Source organism: Mycobacterium sp. 852002-51961_SCH5331710, assembly GCF_001665535.1.
Classification (GTDB): domain Bacteria; phylum Actinomycetota; class Actinomycetes; order Mycobacteriales; family Mycobacteriaceae; genus Mycobacterium.
Genome location: NZ_LZSQ01000056.1, coordinates 98,267 through 109,765, shown reverse-complemented (window position 1 = coordinate 109,765; position 11,499 = coordinate 98,267). Strand labels below are relative to the sequence as shown.

The 11,499-nt window shown below is 68.9% G+C and carries 9 protein-coding genes and 1 pseudogene; 3 read left to right on the top strand and 7 right to left on the bottom strand.

Annotated elements, in window-relative coordinates; genetic code table 11:
* A pseudogene (locus tag A5752_RS27080) lies at positions 1-298 on the bottom strand (hypothetical protein); the annotation flags it as partial.
* Between A5752_RS27080 and A5752_RS10005 the strand changes: the two are divergent.
* The 3 genes from A5752_RS10005 to ngg all read left to right on the top strand — a co-directional run bounded on the left by A5752_RS10005 (position 245) and on the right by ngg (position 5,248).
* Positions 245-1,558: an amino acid permease gene (locus tag A5752_RS10005; RefSeq protein ID WP_353612395.1), complete on the top strand. Its 1,314-nt coding sequence runs from the start codon at positions 245-247 to the stop codon at positions 1,556-1,558. The pseudogene A5752_RS27080 and the gene A5752_RS10005 sit on opposite strands and share 54 nt — an antisense overlap.
* 121 nt (positions 1,559-1,679) lie before the next feature.
* Positions 1,680-3,485, top strand: a complete 1,806-nt coding sequence (locus A5752_RS10000; protein WP_067084767.1) for an N-acetylglutaminylglutamine amidotransferase — start codon at positions 1,680-1,682, stop codon at positions 3,483-3,485.
* A complete protein-coding gene (ngg, locus tag A5752_RS09995) occupies positions 3,482-5,248 on the top strand; it encodes an N-acetylglutaminylglutamine synthetase (protein WP_067084765.1) in 1,767 nt (588 codons plus the stop codon). Before A5752_RS10000 ends, ngg begins: the two co-directional genes overlap by 4 nt.
* Position 5,249: 1 nt before the next feature.
* On the opposite strand, the gene A5752_RS09990 is transcribed toward ngg, so the two are convergent.
* From A5752_RS09990 to A5752_RS09965, 6 genes are all read right to left on the bottom strand, one after another.
* Positions 5,250-5,813 (bottom strand): alpha/beta fold hydrolase, encoded by a 564-nt coding sequence (locus A5752_RS09990; RefSeq protein ID WP_067084764.1) that lies wholly within the window; start codon positions 5,811-5,813, stop codon positions 5,250-5,252.
* A 65-nt stretch (positions 5,814-5,878) separates the two neighbouring features.
* Positions 5,879-6,544, bottom strand: coding sequence for a hypothetical protein (locus tag A5752_RS09985; protein WP_067084762.1), 666 nt, complete (start codon positions 6,542-6,544; stop codon positions 5,879-5,881).
* Positions 6,541-8,028 (bottom strand): cobyric acid synthase, encoded by a 1,488-nt coding sequence (locus tag A5752_RS09980; protein WP_082963824.1) that lies wholly within the window; start codon positions 8,026-8,028, stop codon positions 6,541-6,543. The genes A5752_RS09985 and A5752_RS09980 overlap by 4 nt, the downstream gene beginning before the upstream one ends.
* 79 nt (positions 8,029-8,107) lie before the next feature.
* Entirely contained in the window at positions 8,108-8,965 is an 858-nt protein-coding gene (gene map / locus A5752_RS09975; RefSeq protein WP_067084760.1) for a type I methionyl aminopeptidase, read from the bottom strand.
* Between the two features lie 19 nt (positions 8,966-8,984).
* On the bottom strand, positions 8,985-9,569 hold the full coding sequence (locus tag A5752_RS09970; protein ID WP_067084759.1) for a DUF1707 SHOCT-like domain-containing protein: 585 nt from the start codon (positions 9,567-9,569) through the stop codon (positions 8,985-8,987).
* A gap of 31 nt (positions 9,570-9,600) precedes the next feature.
* A complete protein-coding gene (locus A5752_RS09965) occupies positions 9,601-11,409 on the bottom strand; it encodes a penicillin-binding transpeptidase domain-containing protein (protein WP_067084757.1) in 1,809 nt (602 codons plus the stop codon).
* Between the last annotated feature and the right edge of the window lie 90 nt (positions 11,410-11,499).

Genomic DNA, 11,499 nt, shown 5'->3' with positions numbered 1-11,499 from the left:
CGGCCGACATCTCGCCGATCGAGAAGAGCATGCCGAAGTACATGACGACGATCAGGATCGACGCGATGGCCAGGCCGCCCCAGCCGGCGGCGCCGATACCGAAGTTCCATCCGGAGAAGTCGCCGGAGATGACCGCGGCGATGCCGATGCCCCACAGACCCCAGAACCCGGCAGTCCGCTTGAGTTGCCGCTTCTCGAAGTAGCCGTCGCCGGCCTGGCCATCGCGTCGATCCTGATCGTCGTCATGTACTTCGGCATGCTCTTCTCGATCGGCGAGATGTCGGCCGCGATGCCGCACACCGGCGGTGCGTACTCGTTCGCCCGCGCGGCGATGGGCCCGTGGGGCGGCTTCGTCACCGGATTCGCCGAGACCATCGAGTACGTGTTCACGACGGCCGTCGTCGTGTTCTTCTCGGCGTCCTACGCCAACGCGGTCACCACCGACCTGTTCAACCTGTCGCTGCCGATGTGGCTGTGGTGGATCATCCTGTACGCGATCTTCGTCGGCCTCAACTCGTGGGGCGCGGAGTTGTCGTTCAAGTTCGCGCTGGTCGTCGCGATCATCTCGATCGGCATCCTGGTGCTGTTCGGCATCCTCGCGATCGCCAACGGCGCGGTGGACTTCTCCAAGCTGTTCGACATCGCGCCCGATCCGGAGGCCGCGGGTTCGTCGACGTTCCTGCCCTTCGGCTGGGTCGCGGTCCTCTACGCGCTTCCGTTCGCGATGTGGTTCTTCCTCGGCATCGAGGAGCTGCCGCTGGCCGCCGAGGAGGCGCACGACCCGGCCCGCGACATCCCCCGCGCCGGCATCTGGGGGCTGATCTCGCTGATCGGCTGCGGCGCGATCGTCTTCTTCCTGAACCCGGCGGTGACCGGTTCCGAGTCGCTGGGCAGCTCGGACGAACCACTGCTCGACGGCTTCCGGGCGTTCCTGCCCGCCAACCTCGCCGCGGTGCTGTCGGCGTTCGCGTTGATCGGCCTGCTGGCCAGCCTGCAGGGCATCATGTACGCCTACGGCCGCAACATGTACTCGCTGAGCCGCGCGGGGTACTACCCGAAAACGTTGTCGCTCACCGGTTCCCGGCAGACGCCGTATGTCGCGCTGTTGGCGGGCGCGGTGATCGGCTACGTCGCACTGCTGATCGTCAACTACAACGAGGGCGCCGGCGAGGTGGTGCTCAACATCGCGGTGTGGGGTGCGGTGCTGGCCTACGGGTTGCAGATGATCTCGTTCATCCTGCTGCGCCGCAAGTTCCCGAACGCGCGCCGGCCGTGGGTCAGTCCGACCGGCAACTGGGGCGCGACCGTGGCGCTGATCATCGCGGCGGTGACGTTCGTCGGCGTGCTCGTCAACCCCGACTACCGGCCCGCGGTCATCGCGATCGTCATCTTCTACATCCTGGGTCTGCTGGTGTTCGGCTTCTACGGCAGGCACCGCCTGGTGCTCTCGCCCGAAGAGGAGTACGCCGTCACCGGCGGGCTGCACGGCTTCGACCCCGAGGCCGAGGGGCTCGGGGGGACCATCGAGGACGAGATCCTCAAGGGGCACACCGAGTAAGCGAACCCGTTGCCCGCGGCAGGTCCGGCGGTGCCGCTTTCGCGGCGTCACCAGCGCGGACTAGACCCAAGTCACACCCGTACCAGGTTTCGCTGGCGTCAACAGGGGTAATGTCGAGGGCGTGTGTGGAGCCACCGGCGAGGTGCGTCTCGACGGCCGGGTACCTGACGTAGCAGCTGTCTCGGCGATGGCCGAGGCGATGACGCCCAGGGGTCCCGACTCGGCGGGCGCGTGGTCACAGGGCAGGGTCGCGCTCGGTCACCGACGCCTCAAAATCATCGATCTGTCCGAAGCGGGCGGCCAACCCATGCTCGACTCCGACCTGGGGTTGGCGATCGCGTGGAACGGCTGCATCTACAACTACAAGCAGCTGCGGAACGAGCTCAGCGAGCAGGGCTATCGGTTCTTCTCGCACAGCGACACCGAGGTGCTGCTCAAGGCCTATCACCACTGGGGCGACCGCTTCGTCGACCACCTTTTCGGCATGTTCGCGTTCGCGATCGTCGAGCGCGACAGCGGCCGGGTGCTCCTCGGTCGCGACCGCCTCGGCATCAAACCGCTGTACATCAGCGAGAACTCGTCCCGCATCCGGTTCGCGTCGTCGCTGCCCGCGCTGCTGGCCGGTGGCGACATCGACACCCGCATCGATCCGATCGCCCTGCACCACTACATGACGTTCCATTCGGTGGTGCCCGCGCCGCGCACGATCCTGCGCGGGGTGAGCAAGGTGCCGCCGGCGTCACTGATCGCGATCGAGCCCGACGGCCGGCGCACGACGAAGACGTACTGGGAACCCGACTTCACCCGCAGCGCCGACCGTGCCGACTGGTCCGAACAGGATTGGGAGGACGCGGTTCTCGAGTCGCTGCGCGTCGCGGTCGAACGACGGCTCGTGGCCGACGTGCCCGTGGGCTGCCTGCTGTCCGGAGGTGTCGACTCCAGCCTGATCGTCGGGCTGCTCGCCGAGGCGGGCCAGCACGGGCTCAAGACCTTCTCCATCGGCTTCGAATCCGTGGGCGGCGTAGCCGGCGACGAGTTCAAGTACTCCGACATCGTCGCTCAGCGCTTCGACACCGACCATCACCAGATCCGCATCGGCACCGACCGGATGCTGCCCGCGCTCGACGGCGCGATCGGCGCCATGAGCGAGCCGATGGTCAGCCACGACTGCGTCGCCTTCTATCTGCTCAGCCAGGAAGTAGCCAAGCACGTCAAGGTCGTGCAGTCCGGTCAGGGCGCCGACGAGGTGTTCGCCGGCTACCACTGGTATCCGCCGCTCGGCGGGCCGGATGCGGCGTCCGTCGAAGGCGCGGTGGCCAGCTACCGCAACGCGTTCTTCGACCGTGACCGAGCCGGTTACGACGCGCTGGTGTCCCCCTCGTACGCCGTCGACGGCGACCCGAGCCTGACCTTCGTCACCGAGCACTTCGCGCGGGCCGGCGCCGAGTCCGGCATCGACCGCGGCCTGCGGCTCGACACGACGGTGATGCTCGTCGACGACCCGGTCAAGCGCGTCGACAACATGACGATGGCCTGGGGCCTGGAGGGTCGCGTGCCGTTCCTCGACCACGAACTCGTCGAGCTCGCGGCGACGTGCCCACCCGAGCTGAAGATCGCCCACGAGGGCAAAGGCGTGCTGAAGCAGGCCGCGCGCAAGGTGATTCCGTCCGAGGTCATCGACCGCCCCAAGGGCTACTTCCCCGTGCCGGCGCTGACGCACCTCGAGGGCCCGTACCTGGACATGGTGCGCGACGCGCTCTACGCGCCCGCCGCCAAGGAACGTGATCTGTTCCGGCCGGCCGCAATCGACCGGTTGCTCGCCGACCCGAACGGGCGCCTGACGCCGCTGCGAGGCAACGAACTGTGGCAACTGGCGCTGCTCGAACTGTGGCTGCAGCGACACGGGATCACGGGACCCGCGGCATGACGGCACTGGGGCCGGACGCCGAACAGACCGAGGCCATCACCCTCGGCCTTCACGATGCCTCGCCCCAACATCTCGTCGACGCCATGGCCGACGATGTGGTCATCGAGATGGGTTGGGGCCGACTGATATTCGGTCAGACCTTCGCTGACCCCGCGAAGTTGGCCGAGGTGCTGCGGCACGAAGGGCCGGGGCGCCGCGACATCTGTATGTACGCCCGCGAACCCCACGTCCTGGTGTCGATGGCGCCGGCCGAACTCTTCATCGACCCGAGCCACACGTACCGGCTGCGGTTCGGTGACGACGACCTGGACAAGGCGCCGACAGGCTTCACGGTGCGCACGCTGGAGAGCGCCGACGACGCCGACGAGATGAACCGCGTCTACGTGCGCTGCGGCATGGTGCCCGGGCCTGTCGAGGTGTTGTGGCAGAACCACCTGAATCAGGCTGCGGTCGACTACCTGGTCGCGGTGCGTGACGACGACGGGTCCGTGCTGGGCACCGTGACCGGCGTCGACCACAAACGGTTGTTCTCCGACCCCGAGAACGGATCGAGCCTGTGGACGTTGGCGGTCGACCCGACGACGAGCCTTCCCGGGGTCGGCGCCGCGCTCACCCGGGCGCTGGCCGCGATCTACCGCGACCGCGGCCGGGCCTACATGGATTTGTCGGTCAGCCACGACAACTCCGCGGCGATCTCGCTCTACGAGAAGCTCGGGTTCCACCGCGTGCCGGTCATGGCGGTCAAGCGCAAGAACGCGATCAACGAACCACTGTTCACCCATCCGCCCGAGACGGTCGAAGACCTCAACCCGTACGCGCGAATCATCGCCGACGAGGCCATGCGCCGCGGCATCTGGGTCGAGGTGCTCGACGCCGAGGCCGGAGAGATGCGCCTGTCGCACGGCGGCCGCAGCGTCATCACCCGGGAATCGTTGTCGGAGTTCACCTCTGCCGTAGCGATGGCGCGCTGCGACGACAAGCGCCTCACCCGACGCCTGGTGGCCGAGTCCGGTATCGCGGTGCCCAAGGGCAGGCTGGCGACATTCGACGAGCACGACCACGAGTTCCTCGCCGAGGTCGGCGACGTCGTGGTCAAGCCCACCCGCGGCGAGCAGGGCAAGGGCATCACGGTCGGCGTCAGCAGCGCCGAGGAACTGGACGCCGCGCTGGCACGCGCCCGCGAGGAACATCCGCATGTGCTCATCGAGCAGCGCGCGGAGGGCGATGACCTCCGGTTGGTGGTGATCGACGGCAAGGTCGTGGCCGCAGCGCTGCGCAAACCCGCCGAGGTCGTCGGCACCGGACACCACACGGTGCGCGAGCTGATCGAGGCGCAGAGCCGGCGACGCGCGGCCGCCACCGGCGGCGAGTCCCGCATCCCGATCGACGCGGTCACCGAGTCGACTGTCGCCGAGGCGGGCTGGTCGTTCGACGATGTGCTGCCCGAAGGACAGCGTCTTCGGGTGCGCCGCACCGCGAACCTGCATCAGGGCGGCACCATTCACGACGTGACCGCGAAGGTCCACCCCCACCTGTGTGACGTCGCGGTCCGTGCCGCCCACGCCATCGGCATTCCCGTCACCGGCATCGACCTGTTGGTTCCCGACGTGACCGAACCCGAGTACGTCTTCATCGAGGCGAACGAGCGTCCCGGCTTGGCGAACCACGAACCACAGCCCACCGCAAAGGCTTTCGTCGACTTCCTGTTCCCGGGAAGCCCGGCACTCCCCCAGGCGTGGACGCCGGAAGAGGCGGCCACCTAGGTCACCAGGTGCTGGTGCGCATCACGATCTCGGCGGCCAGTTGCGCCGTCGACTCCGCGGCGTTGCGCCTGCCGAGCAGATCGACCATCCGGTAGTCGCCGTACACGTAGCGCTGGCTGGCCTTGGCGACCGCACGCGCCGCGGGTGTGCTCACCAACGCGGTGGTGTTCATTTCGACCGGCGGACAGTGCTCATCGCGGATCACGCCGGCGGCGTCGGCGACGCGCGGATGCCCGCGGTCGATGACGACCAGCCCGATGAAGCGGTCGAGCCGGGTGGCGGCCAGTTCCCACGCCAGCTCACCACCCACGCGGTCCCCCACCAGCAGCGCCCATTTCACGTCGAGCGCATCGAGGATGGCCACCACCGATTTCGCCGTGAGCCGCGGATCGGGCGGTACGACGACGGTCCGCAACGACGCGGTGTGCAGCCGCTGGCACACGGCGTCGTAGGCGGCGAGCGGCTGGTGTCCCGCCCCGAGCACCACCACGACCGACCCCTTGTCGGGGCCGGCGACGTCGACGGGCACGGAGATTCCCTCGACGGTGACCGTGGTGGATGGCATTTGGGCCACGCTACAGCGGCCGCAGGTCCGACGCGGTCGTTTCGCCGGGAGTGAACGGCCCGAAATCAGAGCGCCGCGACGCGCTCGGCCTGTTCGACCGCGATGTCCAGAAAGGTCTGGGGCAGCGTGGCTTTGACCGGAATCGTCGGATTCGGCGTCGGGAAAGCCACGCCGTAGACCGCCATGTCGCCGATGTTCTCGAAGGTGAAGTAGACCCGGTTGTCGACCCCGCCGAGCTTCATCGTCTGCTCGTAGACGAGCGCCTCGGCGCGGGAGGTGTCCATCCTGGTCGTCGTCATCGGGAGGCCCGGCGAGGATTCGTCGAAGAACGTCTCGAAGCGCGCGCATCGGTCGGCCATGGCCGCCAGCTTCTCCAGGTCCAGCCGCCAGGTCAGCACGGTCATCACGATGCGGGCGCCGTCGTAGCCGACGACGTACTCCGCTGCGCTGCCCGGCCCCCGCTCGCCGGACTGGGCGATCACCCGGGTGAGCCCGTCCGAGCAGCCCGAGGGCCGCGACAGCATGGCCGGCGGGGCGCCTGCCCCATCGCCACCTTCCCCGGAGTCGCGGACGACGCGGTCGAACTGCACGCCCGGCGGGAAGTCGGCCGCGGTCAGCAGCACCTTGTCCAAGCGCGCACCGGGCCACGTCGCCGAGCCCTCGATCGAGTGCGCGCATCCGGTCAGTGTCAGCGCGGTGAGCGCGACCGCCGCCGCGAGTCGCCGGATCACCGCCGCAGTCCCGCCACCACGGTGGGCCTCGGCGGGGCGCCGTCGTCGAGCAGGTCCAGGACCGCGTCCACATCGAGGTGACTGGTCAGCAGGTCGGCCATCAGGTCGAGCTGGGCGTCGCGGCGGGCACGGACGTCGACGTCGTCGGCGACGACGAATCCGCTGCGGCCGGCCGCCTCGGCGACCTCGGTCAGCCACGAGCGCCGCACATCGTCGTTGTCGAGCACACCGTGCCAGTGGGTGCCGTAGACCGCCCCGCGGCGCAACCCGATCCCGAGCCACTGCTCTTCGGCACAGCGGCCGATCTGGCCGTGGTGAATCTCGTAGCCCGCCAACGGTTCTTCGTGATGACGCAACGTCTTTGCCGGCGCGAAGACGATGTCGGCGTCGAGCAGATCCAGTCCCGCGACGACGCCGGCGCCCGACTCCACCGGATCGTCGATGTGCGAGCACAGCATCTGGAAGCCTCCGCACACCCCCAGCACGGGCAGCCCGCGGGCGGCGTGTTGCCTCACTGCGTCGGCGAGGCCGCTGCGGCGCAGCCAATCGAGATCGGCGACGGTGGCCTTGCTGCCGGGCACGACGATGACGTCGGCGTCGACGAGATCGGCGGCATCGCTGACCCAGCGCACCAGCACACCGGGTTCGCACGCCAGCGCCTCGACGTCGGTCGAATTCGAGATGCGCGGCAGCCGGATCGCCGCCACCCGCAGCCACTGCTCACCGCGCGGCGGTTGCGGTTGGCCGACCACGCGCTGGGCCACCACCGAGACGGAGTCCTCGGTGTCGAGCCACAACCCGTCGGCGTACGGGATGACACCGTAGGTCGGCCGCCCGGTCAACTCCTCGAGTTGCGCCAGGCCCGGCGCGAGCAGCGACGGATCACCACGGAACTTGTTGACGACGAAACCGGCGACCAGCCGCTGGTCTTCGGGGTCGAGCACCGCGACCGTGCCGAACAGGTGCGCCAGCAGGCCGCCGCGGTCGATGTCGCCGACGACGATCACGGGCAGATCGGCCGCGCGGGCCAACCCCATGTTCGCCAGATCGGTTGCCCGCAAGTTGATTTCGGCGGGCGATCCGGCGCCCTCACAGATGACGGCGTCGAACTCCGAGCGGAGGTGCGCCAGTTCGTCGGCGACCACCGCGCTCAGGCGGTCGCGGTGGTGGATGTAGTCGCGCGCGCTGACGGTGTCGACCACCCGGCCGCGCACCACCAGCTGCGACGTGCGGTCGCTACCGGGTTTGAGCAGCACCGGGTTGAAACGGGTGTGGGGCGCCAGACCCGCGGCGCGGGCCTGCATCGCCTGCGCGCGGCCGATCTCGCCGCCGTCGACGGTGACCGCGGAGTTGTTCGACATGTTCTGCGCCTTGAACGGCGCGACCCGAATACCCTTGCGGGCCAACAGCCGACACAGGCCGGCCACCACCATCGACTTGCCGGCGTCGGAGGTGGTGCCGGCGACCAGCAGCGCGCCGCTCACGTTTCCTCCGCGAGCAGTCGCAAAAGTGCCCAATTTCGCCGTTTTCTAGGCAGTTTCGCGTCTGCTCGCGGGGAGGGTCTCACAGCTGAGTCAGGATCTCGGCGCCGTCGTCGGTCACCACCAGGGTGTGCTCGAACTGGGCGGTCCACTTCTTGTCGGTCGTGGCGACGGTCCAGCCGTCGTCCCAGATCTCGTAGTCCAGGTCGCCGAGGTTGATCATCGGCTCGATGGTGAACGTCATCCCCGGCTCCAACACGGTGTCCACCGCGGGCTGGTCGTAGTGCAGGACGACAAGCCCGTTGTGGAACGTGGTGCCGATGCCGTGGCCGGTGAAGTCGCGAACCACGTTGTAGCCGAACCGGTTCGCGTAGGACTCGATGACCCGGCCGACGACGGACAGCTGGCGCCCGGGTTTGACGGCCTTGATCGCCCGCATGGTCGCCTCATGGGTGCGCTCGACGAGCAGCCGGTGTTCCTCGGAGACGTCACCCGCGAGGAACGTGGCGTTGGTGTCCCCGTGCACACCGTCGATGTAGGCGGTCACGTCGATGTTGACGATGTCACCGTCCTCGACGACCGTCGAGTCCGGGATGCCGTGGCAGATGATCTCGTTGAGCGAGGTGCAGCAGGACTTCGGGAAGCCCTTGTAACCGAGGGTGGACGGATAGGCGCCGTGATCGATCATGTACTCGTGCGCGATGCGGTCCAGCTCGTCGGTGGTGACGCCCGGCGCGACGGCCTTACCCGCCTCGGCCAGCGCGCCCGCCGCGATCCGGCCCGCGACGCGCATCTTCTCGATCACTTCGGGCGTCTGGACCCACGGCTCGCTGCCCTCGTCGACGGTCTGCTTCCAGGCGTACTCCGGACGCGGGATCGAGTCGGGCACCGGGAGCGTCGGCGAGAGCACGCCGGGGCGAAGAGCGGTACGAACGGGCATGTGACCAGCGTAGTCGAGGCTAGCGGCGGTCGAACGGGCTGAACCGTAACGACCGGCGGGGCCCACGGATGTCCACCGAGCCGCAGACCACCTTGCCGGTCAGGATGACGTGCGGGTTGCCTTCGGCCGGTGCATCCTTGCGGTGGTCGCGGGCGCTGCCCACGTTGACCTCGACGTCGTCGATCGAGGCGCTGGCGCCGTCGGGCAGCCGCAGTTCGAGCCCGCCGAACTTCAGGTCGAGCTCGATGACCACCATCGGACCGGCGAAGCGCGCCCGCGTCAGGTCCAGGTCCACCGATCCCATCCGTCGGTGCAGGGCGAGTCGGCTGGGCACGGTCCACTGGCCCTGGCGCTTGAGCGAGCCGAGCACGCCGCGCAGCTCGACGCGGTCGGCGGCCGATGTGACGATCGCACCAGGTCCGGGCAGGTCGCCGACCAGCGCGTCCAGGTCGGAGTGCAGCCGCGCCCGCGCCACCGCCGCCGAGCGCTCCTCGAACTCGTCGATGTCGATCAGGCCCAGTGCGACGGCGTTGTGCAGCCGCCGCAGGGTGCCGTTGCGGTCGGCATCGGAGACGCGCATGGCGTCGTGGTTGATCTCGGTCATCGCACGTCCACGGTACGGCGACGACGCCGGATCAGGCCAGGTAGTCCGGCGGCAACCCGTCGAGCATGCCCTTGAGCATCCGCACCGCGTACTCCGAGGACCCGCCCCCGACGATCATCGCGGCGAAGGCCATGTCGCCGCGGTAGCCGGCGAACCACGAGTGCGATCCGCCCGCGAACTCCGCCTCACCGGTCTTACCCCGCACGTCGCCCGCGCCGGCCAGATCGTCGGCGGTGCCGTTGGTGACCACCAGCCGCATCATCGGCCGCAGGCCGTCGACGATCTTGGGGTCCATCGGCGCCGGGCTCTCGGCGACCTCGGTTTCCTTACCCTGAATCAGTTGCGGGACAGGGGTTTCCCCGGCAGCGACGGTCGCGGCCGCCAGCGCCATGCCGAACGGGCTGGCCAGCACCTTGCCCTGACCGAAGCCGTCCTCGGTGCGCTCGGCGAGGTCGACGGTGGGCGGCACAGATCCGGTCACCGTCCGAAGGCCCGGGATGTTGTAGTCCGCGCCCAGGCCGTACTTGGCCGCGGCCATCGTCAACCCGCGCGGCGGCATCCGGCTGGCCAACTCGGCGAAGGTGGTGTTGCACGAACTGGCGAACGCCCGCGACATCGGCACGGTGCCGAGGTCGAAGCCGCCGTAATTCGGCACCGTGCGGTGGCCGATGTCCATCGTGCCGGGACACGGGAGCATCGTGTTCGGGGTGGCCATATCGCGTTCGATGGCCGCCCCCGCGGTGACCATCTTGAACGTCGACCCGGGCGGATACAGGCCGGTGGTGGCGATCAGGCCCTCGGTGTCGGCGGCCGCGTTCTGCGCGACGGCCAGGATCTCGCCGGTGGACGGTTTGATGACGACGATCATCGCCTTCTTGCCGGTGAAGTTCACCGCGTTCTGCGCGGCGGTCTGAACCGAGCGGTCGAGGCTGATCCGCACCGACGGCGCCGGCGTGCCGGGCACCTCGTTGAGCACGTCGACGTCCACACCGTTCTGGTTGACGGTGACCACCCGCCAGCCGGCCTGCCCGCTCAGCTCGTCGGCGACGGCGGACTTGACCTCGTTGATGATCGCCGGCGCGAAACTCTCGTCGGTGGGCAGCATTTCGGCCTGCGGCGTGATGACCACACCTGGTTGTGCGCCGATCGCGGCGGCCACGCGGTCGTGGTCGGCCTTGCGCAGCGTGATCAGGCTCAGCGGCTGCTTGGACGAGCTGGCCTGTTCGGCGAGCCGCTGCGGATCGAGCGTGTTGTCGAAGGGCCGCAGGGCGTCGACGACGGTCCGCGCGGTCTGCATCAGCGCCCCGCCCGCCGCCTTCGCGTCGAGTGCATAGCTGTACAGATATCCGGGCACCAGCACCTCGGTGCCGCTGCGCTCGATCACCGACGCCCGCGGCGGCGAGTCGGCGCGCAGGGCGAAGGTCTGGTTCTCGCCGAGCCGCGGATGCAGGCCGGTCGCGCTCCAGCGCACCCGCCAGCGGCCCTCGTCGCGGACCATGTTCAGCTGCCCGTCGTAGGTCCACGTCCGGTCCTTGGGCAGATGCCAGGTATAGCGGTAAGTGACGCTGCCGGTGTCCTCGGCGTACTTGGAGCCCAGGATCTGCGTGTCCAGGTGGGTGGCCTGCAGCCCGGCCCAGGCCTCGTTCAGGTCCTCGCGGGCGTCGGCAGGCCGGTCGCTGAGTTCTGCCGCACCCTCGGTGTCACCGGTCGCGAGCGCCGCGAAGAACTTCGCCGCCGTGGGTTCGGGTCCGGCGGGCTTCGGCGTGCAGGCGCTATTGAGGCCGACGACCACGATTCCGACCGCCGCCAGAGTCGCTATGCGTGTTACTGAAGATGCCATTGGGGCAGATGTTACGAAGTCGAGACCTGCAAACCCGGTAGGCGCACCGAAATGACGCCGCCCAAAGCCTTAACGGGTTGATTGCCCGCA